This window comes from Nocardioides sp. (genome assembly GCF_014360585.1).
Taxonomy (GTDB): domain Bacteria; phylum Actinomycetota; class Actinomycetes; order Propionibacteriales; family Nocardioidaceae; genus Nocardioides.
Genome location: NZ_JACIXG010000003.1, coordinates 13,100 through 34,895 on the forward strand (window position 1 = coordinate 13,100; position 21,796 = coordinate 34,895).

Below are 21,796 nucleotides of genomic sequence, written 5' to 3' on the forward strand. Positions count from 1 at the left end.
TCATTCACCGAGCATTCACGCCAGGGCCCGAGTCAGACGTCGCCTGCCAGCGGCACGCCCAGCGTGAGGTCGCCGGCGGCTAGCCCCTCCCCACAGGCGCGACAATGCACGTGAGCGACAAACTCCTCGCCGCAAGTGTGTATGAGCGGTGCCGGATCGGCGCCGGGGCGGGCATGCTCGGTCCCCCACTTCTTGAGCGTGAGCAGCACCGGGGAGAGCGCGCGGCCGGCCGGCGTGAGTCGATACTCGTAGCGGACGGGACGCTCGCTGTACTGCTCCCTCGCGATCACGCCGTGCTCGACCAGCTTGCGCAGCCGCACGGTGAGCACGTCGCGGGGCGCGCCGGTGTTGCGCGCGACCTGGGAGAACCGGAGCTGGTCGTAGAAGAGCTCTCGTACGACGAGCAGGCTCCAGCGGTCGCCGACGATCTCGAGCGCATCGGCGATCGTGCACTCCCTGGGATTCGCGACGGCGGGTACGTCCGGCATGGCGCCAGTCTCGCGCCCCCTTGGCCGCCCCTCAAACCGAGTGACGGAAACCGACTGGCCCGGCACCTCCGTGTGGAGGTGCCGGGCCAGTCATCGGCACGCCGTTGTGCCTCGGTGTTCAGCCTCTGTGAGTCAGCCTCAGACCATCAGCTGTCGGTCCGTCGGACGGATCGGCGCCGGCAGGTTGGTCGAGCCGGTGAGGAAGGTGTCGACCGCGGCCGCTGCTGCGCGGCCCTCGGCGATCGCCCACACGATCAGCGACTGTCCGCGACCGGCGTCGCCGGCGACGTACACGCCGGGGACGGAGGTGGCGTAGGAGTCGTCGCGAGCGACGTTGCCGCGCGGGTCGTACTCCACACCCAGCTGGGTGAGGAGGCCGTCCTTCTCCGGGCCGGTGAAGCCCATCGCCAGCAGGACGAGGTCGGCGGGGATCTCCTTCTCCGTCCCCTCCTTCTCGATCAGCTTGCCGTCGATGAACTCGACCTCGACCAGCTTCAGGGCGCGTACGCGGCCGTCCTCGGTGCCGAGGAACTCCTTGGTGGAGACCGCGTAGACCCGCTCGCCACCCTCCTCGTGCGCGGAGGCGACCCGGTAGGTCATCGGGTACGTCGGCCACGGCTGAGCGTCGGGGCGCTCCTCCGGCGGGCGGGGCATGATCTCCAGCTGCGTGATCGACTCAGCACCCTGGCGGATCGCGGTGCCGAGGCAGTCGGCGCCGGTGTCACCGCCGCCGATGATGACCACGTGCTTGCCCTCGGCCAGGATCTGGTCGGGGACCGCCTCGCCGAGCGAGGCGCGGTTGGACTGCGGCAGGTACTCCATCGCCTGGTGGATCCCGTCGAGCTCACGCCCGGGGACCGGCAGGTCGCGGCCGACGGTCGAGCCGTTGGCCAGCACGATCGCGTCGTAGCGGTCCTGGAGCTGCGCACCGGTGATGTCGGTGCCGACGTCGATGCCCGGACGGAAGACCGTGCCCTCACGGCGCATCTGCGCCAGGCGCTGGTCGACCTGGGACTTCTCCATCTTGAACTCGGGGATGCCGTAGCGCAGCAGCCCGCCGATCTTGTCCGCCCGCTCGTAGACGGCCACGGTGTGGCCCGACCGGGTGAGCTGCTGGGCGGCGGCCAGGCCCGCAGGCCCGGAGCCGATGACCGCGACCGCCTTGCCGGAGAGCCACTCGGGCGGCTGCGGCTTGACGTAGCCCGCGTCCCAGGCCTTGTCGATGATCGAGACCTCGATGTTCTTGATCGTCACCGCGGGCTGGTTGATGCCCAGCACGCAGGCGGTCTCGCACGGCGCCGGGCAGAGGCGACCGGTGAACTCGGGGAAGTTGTTGGTCGCGTGCAGACGCTCCGAGGCGCCCTCCCAGTCGTTGCGCCAGACCAGGTCGTTCCACTCGGGGATGATGTTGCCGAGCGGGCAGCCCTGGTGGCAGAACGGGATGCCGCAGTCCATGCAGCGCGAGGCCTGGGTGTTGATGATCGGCAGCAGGGTCTTCCCGACCTTGCCCGGGTAGACCTCGTGCCAGTCCTTGACGCGCTCCTCGACGGGACGCCGGGTCGCGACCTCGCGCCCGTTCTTCAAAAAGCCCTTGGGGTCAGCCACAGAAGGCCTCCTTCTTCGACTCAGCAGGGTCAGCCATGCTGTGTTGGATGTTCATGGACTTCGCAAGCTCATCCATGAAGTACCTCCATAATCCGCGCGGCTGCCTCGTCCTCGTCGAGGCCCTCCTCGAGGGCCTCCTCCTGAGCTTCGAGCACGCGCTTGTAGTCACTGGGCATGACCTGCGTGAAGCGGGTCAGGGAATTGGGCCAGTCGGCCAGGAGCGCCTCGGCGACAGCCGAGCCGGTCTCCTCGAGGTGGTCGCGGACGAGCTGCTCGAGCTCGGCGGCGTACTTCTCCTCGACGGCGGTTGCCGCGACCAGCTCGCCGTTGAGCCGCTGCTGCGCGAAGTCGAGGACCCACGCGATGCCACCGGACATGCCGGCGGCGAAGTTGCGCCCGGTCGGGCCGAGCACGACGACACGACCACCGGTCATGTACTCGCAGCCGTGGTCGCCGACACCCTCGGTGACGATGCTGGCACCCGAGTTGCGGACCGCGGCCCGCTCCCCCACGCCTCCGCGGATGTGGATCCGTCCGCTGGTGGCGCCGTAGGCCAGCGTGTTGCCGGCGATGATGTGGTCCTCGGCCCTGAACCCGGCCGTACGCTCCGGGCGGATGACCAACCGGCCACCGGAGATGCCCTTGCCGACGTAGTCGTTGGCGTCTCCTTCCAGACGCAGCGTCAGCCCGCTGGGGATGAACGCGCCGAACGACTGGCCGGCGGAGCCGGTGAAGGTGATGTCGATCGTCCCCTCGGGCAGGCCGGCGCCGCGGTAGCGCTTGGTGATCTCGTGACCGAGGAGCGTGCCGACGGTGCGGTTGACGTTGCGGATCGGCAGCTGGGCGCGCACCGGCTCGCCGCGCTCGAGCGCCGGCGCCGCGAGCGGAAGGAGCTCGTTGACGTCGAGGGACTTCTCCAGCCCGTGGTCCTGGGTCTTGGTGTTGTGGAGGGCCTGGTCGGAGAACTGCTGGGGCGACTCCACACGGGTGAAGATCGGCGCCAAATCGAGCCCGGAGGCCTTCCAGTGGTCGATGGCGTCGCGCGCGTCGAGCGCCTCGGCGTGGCCGACGGCCTCGTCGATGGTCCGGAAGCCGAGCTCGGCGAGGAGCTCGCGGACCTCCTCGGCGATGTAGCGCATGAAGTTGACGACGTGCTCGGCCTTCCCGGTGAACCGCTCCCGCAGGACCGGGTTCTGGGTGGCGACGCCGACCGGGCAGGTGTCGAGGTGACAGACCCGCATCATCACGCAGCCGGAGACGACCAGCGGCGCGGTGGCGAAGCCGAACTCCTCGGCGCCGAGCAGCGCGGCGATGACGACGTCGCGACCGGTCTTGAGCTGACCGTCGGTCTGCACCACGATCCGGTCGCGCAGTCCGTTGAGGAGCAGCGTCTGCTGCGCCTCGGCGAGACCGAGCTCCCACGGGCCGCCGGCATGCTTCAGCGACGTCAGCGGGGACGCGCCGGTGCCGCCGTCGTGGCCGGAGATCAGCACCACGTCGGCGTGCGCCTTGGAGACACCCGCTGCGACCGTGCCGACGCCGACCTCGGCCACGAGCTTCACGTGGACGCGAGCGGCCGGGTTGGCGTTCTTGAGGTCGTGGATCAGCTGAGCCAGGTCCTCGATCGAGTAGATGTCGTGGTGCGGCGGCGGGGAGATGAGCCCGACGCCCGGCGTCGAGTGACGCGTCTTGGCCACCCACGGGTAGACCTTGTGGCCGGGCAGCTGGCCGCCCTCGCCGGGCTTGGCGCCCTGGGCCATCTTGATCTGGATGTCGTCGGCGTTGGTCAGGTACTCGCTGGTGACGCCGAAGCGGCCCGAGGCGACCTGCTTGATGGACGAGCGACGCTTCGGGTCGTAGAGACGATCCGGGTCCTCGCCGCCCTCGCCGGTGTTGGACTTGCCGCCGAGGATGTTCATCGCGACGGCGAGCGTCTCGTGAGCCTCCTGGGAGATCGAGCCGTAGGACATCGCACCGGTCGAGAAGCGCTTGACGATCGCCTCGACGGGCTCGACCTCGTCGATCGAGATCGGCTCGCGACCCAGCTCCTCGGCGCTCTTGAGCTTGAAGAGCCCGCGCAGCGTCATCAGTCGCTCGGACTGCTCGTTGACGCGGTCGGTGTACTGCTTGAAGACGTCGTAGCGGCCGGTGCGGGTGGCGTGCTGGAGCCGGAAGATCGTCTCCGGGTCGAACAGGTGCGGCTCGCCCTCGCGACGCCACTGGTACTCGCCGCCGATCGGCAGCGCGCGGTGGGCGTTGGCGACTCCGTCGCGCGGGTACGCGGTGGCGTGCCGCTTCGCGACCTCCTCGGCGATCACGTCGAGGCCGATGCCGCCCAGCTTGGACGTGGTCCCGGTGAAGTAGCGGTCCACGACGTCCCTGGACAGGCCGACGGCCTCGAAGATCTGGGCGCCGGTGTAGGAGGCGACCGTGGAGACGCCGATCTTCGACATCACCTTGAGGACACCCTTGCCGAGCGCCTTGATCGTGTTGGCCATCGCCGCTTCGGCGTCGGCCTTCACGAAGTAGCCCTCGTAGGCGAGGTCCTCGACGGACTCGATCGCGAGATAGGGGTTGACCGCGGCGGCGCCGTAGCCGATCAGCAGGGCGACGTGGTGGACCTCGCGGACGTCCCCGGCCTCGATCAGGAGGCCGACCTGCGAGCGGGTGCGCTCGCGGACCAGGTGGTGGTGGACGGCGCCGGTGAGCAGCAGCGACGGGATCGGCGCCATCTCCTGGGTGGAGTGGCGGTCGGAGAGGACGATGATGCGGGCACCGTCCTCGATCGCCTGGGAGACCTCGGCGGCGATCTCGTCCAGACGCGCCTGCAGCGCGTCGGCACCGCCGTCGACCTCGTAGAGGCCGCGGACGATGTGGACCTGGAAGCCCGGCATGTCGCCGTCACGGTTGATGTGACGGATCTTGGCCAGGTCGTCGTTGGAGATGACCGGGAACGGCAGCACGATCTGGCGGCACGAGGCCGGGCCGGGGCTCAGCAGGTTGGACTCGGCGCCGATGGTGCCGGCCAGGCTGGTGACGAGCTCCTCGCGGATCGCGTCCAGCGGCGGGTTGGTGACCTGCGCGAAGAGCTGGGCGAAGTAGTCGAACAGCATCCGGGGCTTGTCGCTCAGCGCCGCGATCGGGCTGTCGGTGCCCATCGAGCCGATCGGCTCGGCACCGGTGTTGGCCATCGGGGCGAGCAGGACGCGCAGCTCCTCCTCGGTGTAGCCGAAGACCTGCTGGCGACGGGTCACGCTCGCGTGGGTGTGGACGATGTGCTCGCGCTCGGGGATGTCCTCGAGGCGTACGAGGCCGGCGTGGAGCCACTCGTCGTAGGGGTGCTCGGTGGCGAGCTCGGACTTGATCTCGTCGTCCTCGATGATCCGGTGCTCCGCGGTGTCGACCAGGAACATCTTGCCCGGCTGCACCCGGCCCTTGCGGACCACGGTGGCGGGGTCGATGTCGGCCAGCACACCGGCCTCGGAGCCGAGCACGACCAGGCCGTCCTCGGTGACCCAGTAGCGGGAGGGACGCAGGCCGTTGCGGTCGAGGACCGCGCCGATCTGGGTGCCGTCGGTGAACACGACCGAAGCGGGTCCGTCCCAGGGCTCCATCAGCGAGGAGTGGAACTCGTAGAACGCCTTGCGGGCGGAGTCCATCTCCTCGTGCTTCTCCCACGCCTCCGGGATCATCATCAGCATGGCGTGCGGCAGGCTGCGGCCGGCCAGGTGGAGCAGCTCGAGGACCTCGTCGAAGGAGGCGGAGTCGGAGACACCCTCGGTGCAGATCGGGAAGAGCCGCTCCAGGTCGCCGGGGATCAGCTCGGACTCGAGCAGCGACTCGCGCGCCTTCATCCAGTTGCGGTTGCCCATCACGGTGTTGATCTCACCGTTGTGGGCGATGAACCGGAACGGGTGGCTCAGCGGCCAGCTCGGGAAGGTGTTGGTCGAGAACCGGCTGTGGACGACGGCGATCGCGGAGGCGACCCGCTCGTCGACCAGGTCGGGGAAGACCTCGGCCAGCTGGGGCGTGGTGAGCATGCCCTTGTAGACGATGGTGCGGCTGGAGAGCGAGGGGAAGTAGACGTCGGTCTCCCGCTCCGCGCGCTTGCGCAGGCAGAAGGCGAGCCGCTCCAGGGCGAGGCCCGTCACGCGCTGCTTGGCACCGGCGACGAAGAGCTGCCGGAAGGTCGGCATGACCGCCTTGGCGGTGGCACCGAGGGAGTCCGGGTTGACCGGCACGTCACGCCACCCGAGGACCTCCAGGCCCTCCTCGGTCGCGATCTCCTCGACCAGCTTCACGGTGCGCTCGACCTGGTCGGCGTCGCCGGGGACGAAGGCGGTGCCGACGGCGTAGGCGCGCTCGGCCGGAAGGTCGAAGTCGACGACCTCACGCAGGAAGGCGTCGGGGACCTGCAGCAGGATCCCGGCGCCGTCGCCAGAGTTGGTCTCGGCGCCGGCGGCGCCGCGGTGGTCGAGATTCACCAGGGCACGGATGCCCTGCTTCACGATGTCGTGACTGGCCTCACCGGTCAGCGTCGCAACCATGGCGACGCCGCAGGCGTCCTTCTCGAACCGAGGGTCATAGAGGCCCTGGGGGGATGGATACGAGTGCTCGTACGGCACCGGGATCTCCCGTCTGTCCGGGCTCGGGCACGCACCGACCGACGCAGCCCAATAGCCCCGGATTTTCGGCTCTGCTTCGAGCCGGGTCCGGAGCGGGGGATGTCTGCGACAGGTGCGCGCGCCCTTGCGGGGATGAAACTGGCAATCTGCAGGGGACAGCGTTGGCCCGCGCGAGTGCGGCTAGGTTACCACTGTGTCACGCGTAGGTTGCGCACGAGGGTCGAACGGTGGACACCCTCCAGCAGGGCGCTTCTTTGCGCCCGTTTTCTGCGCCTGATCAGGCCTTTGTCGAGGATTCCTCGTCGTCGGTCCCGTTGTCGTTCACGTCGCCGGTGGTGTCTACGTCGGCGTCGTTCTCAGCGTCGGTCTCGGTGTCGTCCGCAGGGTCGTTCGTCGTGTCGTTCGCCGGGGCCTTGGCAGGATCGCTGTAGACCTCCTCCTCGACCATACCCCGTCCGGTGAGAGTGGCATACGCCCACCATGCGGCCGCGAGCACGAACAGGATGATCGACATCCACTCGCTCCAGCGCAGGCCGGCCACGTCGACCAGCTGCACGTTGTCGATGCGCAGGGTCTCGATCATGCCGCGGCCCAGGCAGTAGGCCATCACGTAGAGCGCGACCACCCGGCCGCCGCCCAGACGCAGCTTCTTCTGCAGGTAGACGATCACGAAGAAGGCGAGGATGTCCCAGCAGAACTCGTAGAGGAACGTCGGGTGGAACGTGGTGCCGACCGGGAACTGGCCCGGGCCCTCGGGGAAGAACGACGGGTCGATCTCCAGGCCCCAGGGAAGGTCGGTGGGCCTGCCGTAGAGCTCCTGGTTGAACCAGTTGCCCCAGCGGCCGATGCCCATCGCGAGCAGACAGGTCGGGGCGATGGTGTCCAGCAGCGGGATGATCTTGATGCCCTTGGTCTTGGCGCCGATGATCGCGCCCACCGCGCCCAGCGCGATCGCACCCCACACACCGAGACCGCCGCGCCAGATGTAGAGCGCCTCGATCGGGTTGGCGCCGTCACCGAAGTAGAGCTGCCAGTCGGTCATGACGTGGTAGATCCGGCCGCCGATGAGCCCGAACGGGACCGCCCACAGCGCGATGTCCTGGATGTCGCCTACCCGGCCGCCGCGAGCCTTCCAGCGGCGCTCGGAGACCCAGACCGCGACGATGATGCCGAGGATGATCGCGAAGGCGTAGCCGCGCAACGGGACCGGCCCGAGCCAGAGCACGCCTTCGGCCGGGCTGGGGATGGACATCGGGAGCATCATGCGGCGTTTACTTCCTCGAGGAGGTGGTGGATGTCGTCGGCAAACTGCTTGGGCGAGGTGTTCATCGACCACACCACGGTGGCCTGTCCCTGGGAGACGGCGGAGACGTGAGTGTCGTGGACCCCGAGATCGTAGCCCCCACTGGGTAGCCGGGCGGCCTCCCCTATGTAGAGCCGCATCGACTCGGCCAGCGTGACGATGTCCTTCATGTCGCCGGTGAGGCCGATGAAGTCCTCGTCGTAGCGGTCCAGGTACTTCTCGAGCACCTCCGTCGTGTCGCGTGCCGGGTCGGTCGTCACGAAGGCGACGTCGACCTGCTTGCGCTCGGCGGGGTCGAGACGGGTCAGCGCCGCGGTCAGGCTCGACATCACCAGCGGGCACTCGTCGGGGCACTGGGTGTAGCCGTAGAACACCAGCGTCAGCGGCCTGGCCGCGTCGGTGGCGATCGAGTACGGCTCACCGGCGGTGTCGGTCAGCGCGGTGTCGGAGAGCTGGTAGGGCGTGTGCTCCTGACCGGTCATCTCCGAAGCAGGCTTCTGGCCGGTGGCGGGTGCGCCGCAGCCGGCGAGAAGTCCGACGAGGATCAGCAGAACAGGCAGTACGAGGAGTCTCAACGCGCGCGGACTCCCGCTGCCAGGTCCTCGGTCAGGCTCGCCAGCGCCTTGAGCGCCGCCTGCTCGTCGGAACGGTTGTCCAGCAGCGTACGCACGAAGGCGGAGCCGACGATCACGCCGTCCGCGTACGCGGCCATCTCGGCCGCCTGGGCGCCGTTGCTGACCCCGAGGCCGACGCCGACGGGCAGGTCGGTCCCGGCAGGGCTGAGCCGCTTGGTGCGGGCGACCAAGGGAGCGGCCAGGTCGGAGGTCTTCGCACGGGCGCCGGTGACACCCATGACCGCGGTGGCGTAGACGAAGCCGCGGCACTGGGCCGTGGTCATCGTGATCCGCTCGTCGGTGCTGCTGGGGGCGACCAGGAAGACCTTGTCGAGATCGCGGGCGTCGGCGGCCTCGATCCACTCCGGCGCGAAGTCGGGGGTGATGTCCGGCGTGATCAGGCCCGAGCCACCCGCGTCCTGCAGCTGCTGGGCGAAACGGTCCACGCCGCGGCGATCGATCGGGTTCCAGCTGGTCATCACCAAGGTCGGCACCCCGGTCGCGGCCACGGCCTCGACGACGCGGAACACGTCGTCGACCCGTACGCCGCCGTCGAGCGCCTGCTGCACGGCATCCTGGATCGTGGGGCCGTCCATCACCGGGTCGGAGTAGGGCAGGCCGATCTCGATGATGTCGCAGCCGGCCTCGACCATCGTGGTCAGCGCGTCGATCGACCCCTCCACCGTCGGGAAGCCCGCCGGGAGGTAGCCGACCAGGGCGGCGCGGTTCTCGGCCTTCGCCTTCGCGTATGCAACCGACGTACTCACTGTGCTTCTCCCTGCTTGCTGTCGCCGAGCCCGAAGTACTCGATGGCTGTGCCCATGTCCTTGTCGCCGCGGCCGGACAGGTTGATCAGGATCGTTGCGCCCTCGCCGTGACGCTCCTTGACCTCGGGCGCGATCTTGATGGCGCCGGCGATCGCGTGGGCGGACTCGATCGCGGGGATGATGCCCTCCGCGCGCGAGAGCAGCGCGAAGGCGTCCATCGCCTCCTTGTCGGTGATCGACGTGTAGGAGACCCGGCCGGACTTGGCCAGCCAGGCGTGCTGCGGGCCGACACCAGGGTAGTCGAGGCCGGCAGAGATGGAGTGGGACTCGATGGTCTGACCGTCCTCGTCCTGGAGCACGTAGGTGCGGGCGCCGTGCAGCACGCCGGGGTCGTTGGCCTGGATGGTGGCGGCGTGACGGCCGGTCTCGAAGCCGTCTCCCCCGGCCTCGAAGCCGTGGATCTCGACGTCCTCGTCGTCCAGGAACGCGGTGAAGAGCCCGATCGCGTTGGAGCCACCGCCGACCGCGGCGACGACGGCGTTCGGGAGCCCACCGAACTGCTCGATGGCCTGCACCCGGGCCTCGTCGCCGATGCCGCGCACGATGTCTCTGACCAGCGTCGGGAACGGGTGGGGCCCGGCGGCGGTGCCGAACAGGTAGGCGGTGTGGTCGACGCTCGCGACCCAGTCACGCAGGGCCTCGTTGATCGCGTCCTTGAGGGTGCCGCTGCCGGAGGGCACCGGGACGACCTCGGCGCCGAGCAGCCGCATCCGGGCCACGTTGAGCGCCTGGCGGTCGGTGTCGACCTTGCCCATGTAGACGGTGCAGTCCAGACCGAAGTACGCAGCCGCGGTCGCGGAGGCGACGCCGTGCTGTCCCGCCCCGGTCTCGGCGATCACCCGGGTCTTGCCCATCCGCTTGGTGAGCAGCGCCTGGCCGAGCACGTTGCGGATCTTGTGGGCGCCGGTGTGGTTGAGGTCCTCGCGCTTGAGGAGGACCCGCACGCCGAGCTGGTCGGAGAGCCGGGTGGCGTGGTAGAGCGGGCTCGGCAGGTTGGCGTAGTCACGCAGGATCGCATCGAACTCGGCCACGAACGCGGGGTCTGCCTTGGCGCCCTGCCAGGCCTCGTCGAGCTCGATGAGCGCCTTCATCAGCGCCTCGGGCATGAAGCGGCCGCCGAAGCCCTCGGCCTCGCCGCCGAACCAGCCGAACTCGTCGGCGTCGTAGCTCGTCGTTTCGTGGATGTGAGTTGTCATGGCTGCATCTGCTCTCGGCCTAGCCTTGGATTCCGGTGAACTCGGCGACCGTGCCTTGCGGGTCGCCATGCTTGACCAGCGCCTCGCCGACGAGGACCGCACGGGCCCCTTCGGTGACGTGGCGCTTGACATCGGTGGCGGTGAAGATGCCGGACTCGGCGACCTTCACCCGGTCCTCGGGGATGAGCGGCGCCAGCCGGCCGAAGACGTCCTGGTCGATCTCGAGGGTCTTCAGGTTGCGGGCGTTGACGCCGATCAGCTCGGCGCCGAGATCGACCGCGCGGGCGACCTCGGCCTCGTCGTGGGTCTCGACCAGCACGGTCAGCCCCAGCTCGCGCGCGTATTCGTAGAGGCTGCGCAGCGTGTCGTCGTCCAGCGCGGCGACGATCAGCAGCGCCAGGTCAGCACCCGCGGCCCTGGCCTCGAGCAGCTGGTACGGCTCGACGATGAAGTCCTTGCGCAGGATCGGCGTCTCGACAGCCGCCCGGACCGCGCGCAGATCGGCGAGGGAGCCGCCGAAACGGCGCTCCTCGGTGAGCACCGAGATCGCGGCGGCACCGCCGGCGGCGTACTTCGCGGCCAGCGCGGCCGGGTCGGGGATGTCGGCGAGAGCACCCTTGGAGGGGCTCTTCCGCTTCACCTCGGCGATCACGCTGCTGCCGGCCGCACGCAGGTGCGGCATCGGGTCGCGGGGCGCGTCGACGTCGGCCAGCCGGGCCCGCAGGTCCGCCTCCGACACCGTCGCCTGGCGCTGCGCCAGATCCAGACGTACGCCGTCGATGATCTTTTCGAGCACCGACATGTTTAAACCTCTCGTTTCCGGGTATGACCCACGTGCAAAGCCTCTCACCCGAACCGTGACACGCCCGATTTGGCGCCACAGTGCGGGCGGGAAACGTTAAGTTCTTTCCATCTCAACCCAACTCGCCTGACTTTGGAGGTCAGACACATGAGCTACGGAACTCCGCCGCCGCCACCGCAGTACGGGTCGCCGGCACCCGGGCAGCCTGGGCAGCCCGCAGGCAACAGCAAGAAGGCGATCTGGGCACTTGTCCTCGGCATTCTCGGCCTCGTCTGCTGCGGCATCTTCACGGGAATCCCCGCGCTGATCCTCGGCAAGCAGGCACAGGGAGAGATCGACGCCTCCGGCGGAGCGATCAGCGGGCGCGGAATGGCGACCGCTGGTTTCATCCTCGGGATCATCTCGATCATCTGGACCGTGCTGGCGATCATCCTGTACGCCACCGGCGCCCTGAGCGTCGACACCAGCACCTACTGAGTCCGGCTGACATCAGCGAGGCCCCCGGCGAATCCGCCGGGGGCCTCGCTGTCTCACAGGCTCAGTGTGACTCGACGTTGAAGCCGAGCTTGGCGAGCACGATGAAGAGCAGGCCACCGACGACCGTGACGGCGACACCGACCCAGAAGATGAACCAGCTGATCGGGTCGAGCATCATGGCGACGCTGCCGATCAGGAACCCGAGGAGGCCGACCGCAACTGCGATCCAGGCTGCCGGGGTGTTGCCGTGGCTGGCGGACATGCGATGACTCCTCTGCGAGTTCTTTTGCTGAAGCGAAGCCCGAAGCGATCCAGGTGGGCTTGGCTGCAGTGTATTCATTGATCCCCAGTCGTCGGGTCCCGACCCTCGTCCAACGACTTCCAGACGTCGATCGTGGACTGCTCCTCCAACGGCTTCTGCTCGGCCTTCGCGGTCGCGGGGGCGTCGTACCTCCGGCCCATCTCGGGCCACGAGGACGCCAGACGTAGGGCCGCGACGGCCGCCGCCACGGTCAGGACCGAGCCGAGGAGCGCGAGGTAGGGCCAGGGGGTGGTGGTGTGCTCGGTCTCGCCCCACACGACCTCGGATTCGATCGCCCGGCCGAGCGCGTCGATCCCGGGATGGCCGAAGAAGCTGACGATCACCCCGATCCCGGCCAGGCCGGCGAGGCCGGCCACCAGGCGGCGTACGAGGCCTCGGGTGACCAGGACCACGCCCCAGGCCGCGAGGGCGACCAGGGCCAGACCGGTGGTGGCCGGAGAGTCGTTGAGGTCGGCGGGCACCTGGGCCGGCGCGGTCACCTTGACCCACTCGTTGGACCCGGCCCACGCGGCCAGCGCCGCGCCGACGAGACCGGCCGTGACCGTCGGGCCGAAGGACCTCACGAGCCAGCACCCTGCGAGAGCAGGCCGGCGTCGAAGCAGGTGTGGTCGCCGGTGTGGCAGGCCGGGCCCACCTGGTCGACCTTGAGCAGGATCGTGTCGCCGTCGCAGTCCAGGCGCACCTCCTTGACGTACTGGTGGTGGCCGGAGGTCTCTCCCTTGACCCAGTACTCCTGTCGGCTGCGGGACCAGTACGTCGCCCGGCCGGTGGCGAGCGTGCGCGCCAGCGCCTCGTCGTCCATGTAGCCGAGCATCAGCACCTCGCCGGTGTCATGCTGCTGCGCCACCGCGGGCACCAGCCCGTCGGGGTCGCGCTTGAGGCGGTCGGCGATGGCGGGGTCCAGTCCCTCGCTCGTGGGTCTAGTCACGGCTCCAGTATCCCGCCGGGCAACAGTACGGACACAACCGGCATGTCGCCGCCGCGATCCATCGAACCGGAGGCCCTGGCCGCCTAGCCCCTAGCTGTCACTTACTGACGTTTCGGCGGGACGGGTCAGCTGCCCTGCTGAGCGACCCAGGAGGAGTGCAGGCGTGCGTACGTCGAGCCCGCCTGCGCCACCAGGTCGGCGTGCGGGCCACGCTGAGCGAGGCGACCGGCGTCGATGACGAGCACCTCGTCAGCAGCCTCGGCGGTGGAGAGGCGATGGGCGATGGTGACCGAGGTGCGTCCGCTCATCAGCCGCTCCAGCGCGCGGTTGATCCGCATCTCCAGGCGCGGGTCGACGGCGGAGGTGGCCTCGTCGAGGACCAGCAGGTCGGGGTCGGCGAGCTGGGCGCGCAGCAGGGCCACGAGCTGCCGCTCGCCGGCGGAGAGCGACTCACCGCGCTGACCGACGTTGGTGCGGACGCCGTCGGGGAGGCCGGCGAGCCAGTCGCCGAGGCCGAGCACCCGAGCCGCTTCCACGATCTCCTCGTCGGTCGCGGACAGCCGGCCGTAACGTACGTTCTCGGCGAGGGTGGAGTCGAAGAGGAAGCCCTCCTGCGGGACGAGCACGACGCTGGTGCGCAATGAGACGTTTCCGACCTCGCGTACGTCCACGCCGTCGAGGCGGACCTGCCCATGGGTGATGTCCATGACCCTGGTGAGCAGCTTGGCGATGGTCGACTTTCCCGAGCCGGTCTCGCCGACGACGGCGACCCTGCGCCCGGGCGCGATCTCGAAGGAGATGTCGTGGAGGACCGGACGGCCGCCGGGGTAGGCGAAGGTGACCGCGTCGAACTCGATCGAGAGCGGGCCGCGCGGCAGGACCACGCCGGACGGGCCCGGGTCGACGAGGTCGGCGGGCGTGTCCAGGATCCCGATCGTTCGCCGCCAGGAGGCGATCGCGTTCTGCGCGTCGGTGAGGATCTGGGTGCCCATCTGGACGGGGCCGACGAACAGCGTCACCAGGAACGCGAACGCCAGGATCTCACCGACGCTCAGCTCGCCGCCGGTGCCGCGGTAGGCCAGCGCCAGCGAGACGCCGCCGACGATCACGCCGGCGTTGGCGAGGCCCCCGGAGAGGCCGCCGAGGCTGAAGAAGACGGAGGTGTAGGCCTGCGCCTTGATCTGCGCGGCGCTGGTGGCATGGATCTCGCGGTCGATGCGCTCCTGGGTGCGGTCCTCGACGGCGTACGCCTTCACCACGGCGGCGCCGACGACCGGCTCGGAGACCGCGGAGAGCATCTTCGCGACCTGGCGACGGGAGAGGGTGTAGGCCGCGGACAGCTTGCGCTGGAAGAACCGCAGGCTCAGGAAGAGCGGGCCGAAGCAGAGCCACACCAGGATCGCGAGCTGCCAGGAGTAGACCACCATCACGACGGTGGCGATCAGCATCTGCCCGATGCTGACGATGAAGAGCAGACCACCGAAGACGATGAACTGGCTGACCTGGTCGACGTCGCTGGTCACCCGCGAGACCAGGGCGCCGCGGTGCTCGGTCGACTGGGTGAGCATCGGCAGGTCGTGGACGTGTCGGAAGGCCTTCGTACGCAGCGTGGACAGGCCCCGCTCGGCGGCGGTGAAGAGCCGGCTGGTCATCATGAACGAGGCCCAGCCCGTGACGGCGATGGCGACCAGCGCGATGAGCCCGGCACGCAGGACGTAGCCGAGGTCGGGGCCGCCGGTGCCGCTCAGCCCGTTGTCGAGGGTCTGCTGGACCACGACAGGCACGACGACCTGGCCGACGCTGGCGAGCACGGCCAGGGCCATGGTGCCGCGGATGCCCTCGACCAGCTCCGGGGAGTGCTTGATGCCTCGGCGGATGGTCTCGATCGCGCCGAGGTCCTCGCCGCTTCCGACCCGCGTCTCGGGCTCGAGAATCGCGGTCATAGGTCGTGTCCTTCAATCCGGCGTCGAGTCGAGCGTTGTCCAGCGCGTGGCTTGGCAAGGCGGAGGAGGGAGGCGGCCCGGTGTTGGCCGTCGACCGACGACAACACCGCCAGGGCGCGTGATGGGCGGCGCTCGGCCGACGCTTCCGGGTTGATGGACACGGCCTAAACCACCTCCGGGGTCTCGTAGGCGTTCACCAGGCGGGCGTAGGACTCGTCGCGGGCGAGCAGCTCGGTGTGGGTGCCGCGGTCGAGGACACGGCCGCCCTCGAGGTGCACGACCTCGTCGGCGAGCGCGATCGTGGCCTTGCGGTAGGCGACCACGACGAGGCTGGTGTCGTTGGCGCCGTCACGCAGCTCTCCGCTGCTTGCGCTGCTCCGCAGTGCGGCGAGGATGCGCTGCTCGACCTCGGGGTCGACCGCGGACGTGGCGTCGTCGAGGATCAGCAGGCGGGGGCGGCGTACGAGGGCTCGGGCCAGCGCCAGGCGCTGCCGTTGCCCTCCGGAGAGGCTCGCGCCGCGCTCGCCGAGGGTGGTGTCGAGGCCGTTCGGCAGCGCCGTGACGAAGCCGTCGGCCTGGGCCGCCTTGAGCGCGGACCAGACCTCGTCGTCGGTGACGTCGGCTCCGAGGGTGACGTTGCCGCGCACGGAGTCGTCGAAGACGAAGGCGGTCTGCGGAACCAGGGCCGCCACCCGGGCCCACTCCCCCGCGTCCAGGTCGCGCAGGTCGGTGCCGTCGAGGGTGATCCGGCCCTTCTCTGGGTCGACCAGACGGGCCAGCAGCATCGTCAGGGTGCTCTTGCCGGAGGCCGTCTCGCCGACGATCGCGACGGTGCGGCCGGGCTCGACCTCGAAGTCGACACCGTCGAGGAGGGTCGGTCCGTCGGCGTAGGCGTAGGAGATGCCGTCGACCCGCAGGCGCGCGCCGGTGGTCTCGCGGCTGGTCCTCGCCTTGCCGTAGGTCAGGCGGCCGGTCGCGTTCAGCACCCGCTGCACCCGCCGATAGCCGACCACGCTGCGCGGGAACTCTCCCAGCAGCCAGCCGAAGGAACGGATCGGGAAGGCGACGATGGTGAGCAGGAAAGCGATCTGGACGACGTCGCCGGGGGCGGCGGCACCACTGGAGACCCGGCCGACACCGACCGCCAGGACGGCGAGGACCCCGACGTTCGGCAGGGAGGCCAGGATCGGGTCGAACGCGGCGCGGATCCGGCCTGCGCGGATGTTGACGTCCCGCAGCTCCTGGGCCTTGTCCCGGAAGCGGGTGGTCTCCTCCGGCTCACGTCCCAGCGTCTTGACGACGAGGGCGCCGTCGAAGGACTCGTGGGCGATCCCGGAGAGCTCCGCGCGCAACTGCTGGGCACGGGTCATCAGCGGGGAGGAGAAGTGCTGGAAGACCAGGTTGGCGACCACGACCGCGGGGAAGACGAGGATCGCGACCGACGCCAGGACCACGTCGGTCCAGAACATCTGCCCGATCGCGATGACCATCATGGCGAGGGTCCCGACCGCCATCGGCAGCGGCGCGATCGGCGCCCAGGACGCCTCGACGTCGGAGTTGGCGTTGGAGAGCAGCTGACCGGTCGGGTGCCGGTGGTGCCAGGCGAGCGGGAGCGCCAGATACTGCCGGGTGACCGCGCGGCGCGAGTGCGCCTGCATGCGGTACTGCATCACTCCGGCGCCCAGGCGCCGTGCCACCACCCCGACCGCTCGCAGGATCGCGACGCCGACGAAGAGCCCGACCACCGCCCACAGCCAGCCGGCGCCGATCTCGCCGTCGCGCAGGGCCGGGACCAGCACATGGTCGGTGGACCAGCCCAGCACCCAGGCATCGGCGACGGTCAGCGCGCCGAAGAGCGCGGATCCGAGGGCCGAGAGCGTGAAGACCGCCCATTCGCGCCGGATGGCGACCCCGAGGACCTTGAACCCGTCGGTCGTGGTGGCCCGCTGGGGTGTTGGATCCTCGTCGCTCATCTCGAGGTAAAGCCTAGGCCAGCACCGTGAATGCGACGAATCTTTTAGAGGCCGCCCGTCACCGGACGGCTCGATAGGGTGCGACCGTGGCTTCCTTCGCGCGCTCCGAGCGCCTCGCCCTGTGTGACACCGCAGTCTCTCTCGGGCCAGCGGCACCGACCCTCTGCGAGGGTTGGGACGTCAAGGACCTGCTCGTGCACCTGCTGGTGCGCGAGCGTCGCCCGTGGGCCGCGCCGGGCATCTTCCTGTCTCCGCTCGCACCCGCGCTGAGGAAGGCTGAGGCGGCGTACGCCACACAGCCGCTCGAGGATCTCGCCGATCGTCTGCGCGACCCGAAGGGCACCCTCTACTCGATCGCGCCGATCGACAGGGTGGTCAACACGGTGGAGTTCTTCGTCCACCACGAGGATCTCCGCCGCGCCCAGAGCGGCTGGGAGCCGCGTACGCTCCCCGCCGTTGCCGAGCGTGACCTCTGGAGCACCCTGAAGCTGCTCGGCAAGGGCCTGGTCCGACCCGCCGACATCCCGGTGATGGTCAGCAACGGCACCGACACCGCCACCCTGCGAGCCGGCGAGGAACCGGTCACCATCACCGGCCCGGTCGGCGAGCTCATCCTCTTCTGCTTCGGGCGGCACGCCGTGCGCGGGCTGTCGTTCGACGGGCCCGCGGAGAAGATCACTCAGCTGGAGAACGCCAGCCTCGGCTTCTGAGCCCGCTGCTGAATGGCGTTCCGCTCAGCGGGCCGCTCCGGGCGTGACGCCCGTAACCTCAGTCCGGCCCGCGGGGTTGTCCTCGGGATAACCGAATCCCCCAGGAGGTCCCGCGATGCGTCGTGCGGCAGCAGTCACCGTCGCCATGCTCTTCGTCTTCTCGCTCACCGCAGCCGCCCCCGCTCTGAGCGCTCCCGCGCCATCGACGCTGCGGGACGTGATGATCGTGGGCAACAACTGGGACGGGACGGCCTCGATCGTCGATGCTCGCAGTCTCGAGGTGGTCCGCAAGGGCATCGATCTGGTGCCGGACAAGAAAGAGGAGATCGCCGCGATCCACAGGGATCCCGAGCGGCTGGCGATGTACTACCTCGTCCGCTACGGGCCCGGTGAGGGCAACGACCAGCTCGTGGACGACATGTTCACCACGCGGGACGGCAAGCTGCTGGCGGTCTCGCGTCCCAGCCTCGCCGACGTGGTCTGGATCGACATCGAGAAGGCGCTCGCGGGCTCGCCCGACTCCGTCGTGGTCGAGCAGCAGATGGACGGTCACCGCACCGACCACATGGGCCTCTCCCCCGACGGCACCAAGCTGCTCGTCTCCGACTCGACCTCACGGTCGGTGCACGAGTACTGGATGGGCGGCGCGGGCGACCCGCGGACGGGTGAGCGGCTGCGTACGTTCGAGTCCGGCGAGACACCCCACGAGAACAACTACTCGAAGGACGGCTCGCGCATCTTCCACGCCTCCATCGGGCGCGTCTACCTCCCCGGCGACCATAAGGAGCTCTCCCTCGACTCGCTGCCGCTGGTCAACCCTTCGACAGGCTCAGGACACCGCCTCGACCAGCTCGGTCTCGGCAACATCCCCGGCACCGACCTGATCCCGCCGATCAAGATCGGCCCGATCCACGATGCGATCAAGGGTGACCGCTGGTTCGAGATCGTCGACGAGTCCACCTTCGAGATCTCGCAGCGCTGGGAGATGGGCAAGGAACTGGAGGAGGCCGGCTACCCCTCGATCTCCTCGGCCGTACGTCCCATGGCGGTCGCGCCCGGGGAGCGGTTCATCTACTTCCAGATGTCGTTCCTGCACGGCCTGGTGGAGTTCGACACCCAGGCGGCCGACATCGACGGGAAGGTCGGCTACTCCACCGGTTCCATCGAGGAGCCGCGCACCGGCGCCGTCACGCGAGTCATCCCGCTCCCCAAGCGCACCAAGCTGCCGCGCGAGCTCTATGTCAACGACTCCGCCCACCACGGGCTCTCGATCGACTCCAAGGGCAAGACGCTGTGCGCCGCGGGCACGATGGACGACTACGTCGCGATGGTCGACCGCACGACCGGCGAGTACAAGACGCTCGACGAGCAGACCACCGGCAACTACTACGGCAAGCCCTACTGGACCACCGAGGGCCTCGGCAACACCTGCTGGGCATCGTTGTCGGACGCCGACGCGGTCGCGGTGATCGACTTCCGCACCGGCGAGGAGCTCGCCTACCTGGACGTCGGCAACCACCCCCAGCGGGTACGCCACGGGCAGATCCCGAGCTCACTGCTGAGCTAGTGGCGCGTCCCAGAAGTTCCTAGCGCTTCGCGCCGCCATGGCACGCACCCTTCGACAAGCTCAGGACATCGCCTCGCGGCGTTGGCGCCGCTCTGCCCGCCCGTCAGCGAACCGGGGCGCCGGCGCCGGAGAGCGCCTGCTTGACCTCGCCGATCCGCACCTTGCCGAAGTGGAAGATGGTGGCTGCCAGGACGGCGTCCGCGCCGGCCTCCACCGCGGGCGGGAAGTGCTCAGCTCTCCCTGCGCCGCCGGAGGCGATGACGGGGACGGTCACCTCGCTGCGTACGGCCTTGATCAGGTCGATGTCGAAGCCGTCCTCGGTGCCGTCGGCGTCCATCGCGTTGAGCAGGATCTCGCCGGCGCCGAGCTGAGCCGCCTTCACCGCCCACTCGATTGCGTCGATCCCGGCCGACTTGCGGCCACCGTGGGTCGTGACCTCGAAACCGGAGTCGGTCCCCGGCGCCCGACGAGCGTCGACCGACAGCACGAGCACCTGGTTGCCGAACCGGTCGGCGATCTCGGCGATCAGCTCGGGACGGTCGATCGCCGCGGTGTTCACCGCGATCTTGTCCGCACCGGCACGAAGCATCCGGTCCACGTCATCGACGCTGCGGATCCCACCGCCGACGGTGAGCGGGATGAAGACCTGCTCAGCGGTGCGGGTGACGATCTCCAGCGTCGTCGCGCGCCCCTCGTGAGAGGCGGAGATGTCGAGGAAGGTGAGCTCGTCGGCGCCTTCCTGGTCGTACGTCGCGGCCAGCTCCACCGGATCACCGGCGTCACGCAGCTCCTTGAAGTTGATCCCCTTGACGACCCGACCGGCGTCGACGTCGAGGCAGGGGATGACACGGACAGCGAGAGTCATGACTGGTCCCCGCGCGGCCGCCCGAGCGTGAGGTCGAGCGCGTCGGCGAGGTCGAGGGACCCGGTGTAGAGCGCGGTGCCGGCGATCGCGCCCTCCACGCCGATCTCGACGAGCCCCATCAGCGCCTCGATGTCGTCGATCGTGGTGACTCCGCCGCTCGCCACGACCGGCCGGTCGGTGGCTTCGCAGACCGCACGCAGCAGGTCGAGATTGGGGCCCTGGAGCATGCCGTCCTTGTTGACGTCGGTGACGACGTAGCGCGCGCAACCCTCCTGGTCCAGGCGAGCAAGCGTCTCGTAGAGGTCGCCGCCCTCCTTGGTCCAGCCGCGCGCAGCAAGGGTCCGGCCACGTACGTCCAGGCCCACCGCGACCCGGTCGCCGTAGGTGGCGATCGCCTGCCGGGTCCACTCGGGGTTCTCCAGCGCGGCGGTGCCGATGTTGACTCGTCGGCAGCCGGTCGCCATCGCGGCCTCGAGGGACTCGTCGTCGCGGATCCCGCCGCTCATCTCGACCTTGATGTCGAGCTTGCCGACGATCCCGGCGAGGATCTCGCGGTTGTTGCCGTGGCCGAACGCGGCGTCGAGGTCGACCAGATGGATCCACTCGGCCCCGGCCTCCTGCCACCTCAGCGCCGCCTCGTACGGATCGCCGAACCGCTTCTCCGACCCGTCCACACCCTGAACGAGCTGGACGGCCTGCCCGCCCTTCACATCGACGGCCGGCAGGAGCTCGAGGTAATCACCCATGGGCACGATCCTATGTTCCCTACGCCGCCGCCCCTGCCTCGCCATCCGGCTGCGAGACGGATCCTTGGTCAACGCGGCTCCACCAAGGTGAACTCGTAGGCATCCGGATCCCGCATCGTTGCCCACCGCCCGCCTTCGTACGTCTCGGCAACCAGCGTCGCGCCAAGACCGACGAGGCGGCGGATCTCGTCGACGGGACCGGTGTCCTCGGGCGCGACCAGGTCGAAGCGGAATCGGTCCCGGGGCCCGCGCGGCACCGGCGGCGGACCGCCCCAGGCGACCTTGGCACTGCCCGACGGGGTGGCGACCGCGGTCTCGCCGTCCTGGTCCCAGACCAGCGGCCAGCCGAGGGCTGCGCTCCAGAACATCCCGGTCTCCCGCGACCCGTCCGCCGCGACCTCGCCCAGGAACCCGGTCCCCGCCAGCCAGCTGTTCCCGGCCGGGATCACGCACAGCTCGTTGCCCTCCGGGTCGCCGAGCACGATGTGCTCCTCGTCCGGCCGTTGGCCCACGTCGCGGTGGGTGGCGCCGAGCCCGAGCAGCCGGTCGACGGTCCGCTGCTGGTCCTCCGGCAGCCTGCTGGTGAGATGAAGGTGGTGCGGGTTCTCCAGCACCTTCGGCGCATCGGTGGGGACGAACCGGATCCGGAAGTCGTCCTCCGCCTGCGGCAGCAGCCTGATCTCCTCGCCCTGCGTCTCGGCCTCCCTCCCGAGCACCGCCGCCCAGAACTCCGCGACCCGCTCCGGGTCGTTGGCGTCGATGCAGATCCCGAACCGCCGAGGTGTCATGTCCGGCAACCTAGGTC

The 21,796-nt window shown here is 69.5% G+C and carries 19 protein-coding genes; 3 read left to right on the top strand and 16 right to left on the bottom strand.

Translation table 11 applies throughout. From position 1 onward, the window contains the following. Positions 1-32 precede the first annotated feature (32 nt). The 8 genes from H5T77_RS01625 to trpC form a co-directional block, all read right to left on the bottom strand. Positions 33-488, bottom strand: coding sequence for a winged helix-turn-helix transcriptional regulator (locus H5T77_RS01625; RefSeq protein ID WP_292644299.1), 456 nt, complete (start codon positions 486-488; stop codon positions 33-35). A gap of 138 nt (positions 489-626) precedes the next feature. Next, entirely contained in the window at positions 627-2,093 is a 1,467-nt protein-coding gene (locus H5T77_RS01630; protein ID WP_292644301.1) for a glutamate synthase subunit beta, read from the bottom strand. 68 nt (positions 2,094-2,161) lie between these two features. After that, a complete protein-coding gene (gltB, locus tag H5T77_RS01635) occupies positions 2,162-6,640 on the bottom strand; it encodes a glutamate synthase large subunit (RefSeq protein WP_472850325.1) in 4,479 nt (1,492 codons plus the stop codon). Positions 6,641-6,995: 355 nt separating this feature from the next. Beyond that, positions 6,996-7,970, bottom strand: a complete 975-nt coding sequence (gene lgt, locus H5T77_RS01640) for a prolipoprotein diacylglyceryl transferase (RefSeq protein ID WP_292644305.1) — start codon at positions 7,968-7,970, stop codon at positions 6,996-6,998. An 8-nt stretch (positions 7,971-7,978) separates the two neighbouring features. After that, positions 7,979-8,596 (bottom strand): SCO family protein, encoded by a 618-nt coding sequence (locus H5T77_RS01645; RefSeq protein WP_292644307.1) that lies wholly within the window; start codon positions 8,594-8,596, stop codon positions 7,979-7,981. Next, positions 8,593-9,402 (bottom strand): tryptophan synthase subunit alpha, encoded by an 810-nt coding sequence (trpA, locus tag H5T77_RS01650; protein ID WP_292644308.1) that lies wholly within the window; start codon positions 9,400-9,402, stop codon positions 8,593-8,595. The genes H5T77_RS01645 and trpA overlap by 4 nt, the downstream gene beginning before the upstream one ends. Then, complete coding sequence (gene trpB / locus H5T77_RS01655) at positions 9,399-10,658, bottom strand: tryptophan synthase subunit beta (RefSeq protein WP_292644310.1); 1,260 nt, start codon at positions 10,656-10,658, stop codon at positions 9,399-9,401. Before trpB ends, trpA begins: the two co-directional genes overlap by 4 nt. A 19-nt stretch (positions 10,659-10,677) precedes the next feature. Beyond that, entirely contained in the window at positions 10,678-11,460 is a 783-nt protein-coding gene (trpC, locus tag H5T77_RS01660) for an indole-3-glycerol phosphate synthase TrpC (protein WP_292644311.1), read from the bottom strand. Positions 11,461-11,607: 147 nt separating this feature from the next. Between trpC and H5T77_RS01665 the strand changes: the two genes are divergently transcribed. Next, positions 11,608-11,937, top strand: a complete 330-nt coding sequence (locus H5T77_RS01665) for a DUF4190 domain-containing protein (protein ID WP_292644312.1) — start codon at positions 11,608-11,610, stop codon at positions 11,935-11,937. A 61-nt stretch (positions 11,938-11,998) separates the two neighbouring features. On the opposite strand, the gene H5T77_RS01670 is transcribed toward H5T77_RS01665, so the two are convergent. The 5 genes from H5T77_RS01670 to H5T77_RS01690 all read right to left on the bottom strand — a co-directional run bounded on the left by H5T77_RS01670 (position 11,999) and on the right by H5T77_RS01690 (position 17,103). Continuing rightward, a complete protein-coding gene (locus H5T77_RS01670; protein WP_292644314.1) occupies positions 11,999-12,199 on the bottom strand; it encodes an HGxxPAAW family protein in 201 nt (66 codons plus the stop codon). Between the two features lie 74 nt (positions 12,200-12,273). Next, positions 12,274-12,822: a Trp biosynthesis-associated membrane protein gene (locus tag H5T77_RS01675; protein ID WP_292644316.1), complete on the bottom strand. Its 549-nt coding sequence runs from the start codon at positions 12,820-12,822 to the stop codon at positions 12,274-12,276. Continuing rightward, positions 12,819-13,187, bottom strand: a complete 369-nt coding sequence (gene hisI, locus H5T77_RS01680; protein ID WP_292644318.1) for a phosphoribosyl-AMP cyclohydrolase — start codon at positions 13,185-13,187, stop codon at positions 12,819-12,821. The genes H5T77_RS01675 and hisI overlap by 4 nt, the downstream gene beginning before the upstream one ends. 125 nt (positions 13,188-13,312) lie before the next feature. Beyond that, positions 13,313-15,130 (bottom strand): ABC transporter ATP-binding protein, encoded by a 1,818-nt coding sequence (locus tag H5T77_RS01685; protein WP_292644320.1) that lies wholly within the window; start codon positions 15,128-15,130, stop codon positions 13,313-13,315. 164 nt (positions 15,131-15,294) lie between these two features. Beyond that, positions 15,295-17,103 (bottom strand): ABC transporter ATP-binding protein, encoded by a 1,809-nt coding sequence (locus tag H5T77_RS01690; protein ID WP_292644322.1) that lies wholly within the window; start codon positions 17,101-17,103, stop codon positions 15,295-15,297. Between the two features lie 86 nt (positions 17,104-17,189). Between H5T77_RS01690 and H5T77_RS01695 the strand changes: the two genes are divergently transcribed. Both H5T77_RS01695 and H5T77_RS01700 read left to right on the top strand, forming a co-directional pair. Continuing rightward, entirely contained in the window at positions 17,190-17,813 is a 624-nt protein-coding gene (locus H5T77_RS01695) for a TIGR03085 family metal-binding protein (RefSeq protein ID WP_292644324.1), read from the top strand. Between the two features lie 115 nt (positions 17,814-17,928). Then, a complete protein-coding gene (locus tag H5T77_RS01700; protein WP_292644326.1) occupies positions 17,929-19,380 on the top strand; it encodes a YncE family protein in 1,452 nt (483 codons plus the stop codon). Between the two features lie 103 nt (positions 19,381-19,483). Here H5T77_RS01700 and hisF read toward each other — a convergent pair whose 3' ends face one another. From hisF to H5T77_RS01715, 3 genes are all read right to left on the bottom strand, one after another. Then, entirely contained in the window at positions 19,484-20,245 is a 762-nt protein-coding gene (gene hisF / locus H5T77_RS01705; protein WP_292644328.1) for an imidazole glycerol phosphate synthase subunit HisF, read from the bottom strand. Beyond that, positions 20,242-20,991, bottom strand: a complete 750-nt coding sequence (gene priA, locus H5T77_RS01710; RefSeq protein WP_292644330.1) for a bifunctional 1-(5-phosphoribosyl)-5-((5-phosphoribosylamino)methylideneamino)imidazole-4-carboxamide isomerase/phosphoribosylanthranilate isomerase PriA — start codon at positions 20,989-20,991, stop codon at positions 20,242-20,244. The genes hisF and priA overlap by 4 nt, the downstream gene beginning before the upstream one ends. Positions 20,992-21,059: 68 nt before the next feature. Continuing rightward, positions 21,060-21,779, bottom strand: coding sequence for a VOC family protein (locus tag H5T77_RS01715; RefSeq protein ID WP_292644332.1), 720 nt, complete (start codon positions 21,777-21,779; stop codon positions 21,060-21,062). Between the last annotated feature and the right edge of the window lie 17 nt (positions 21,780-21,796).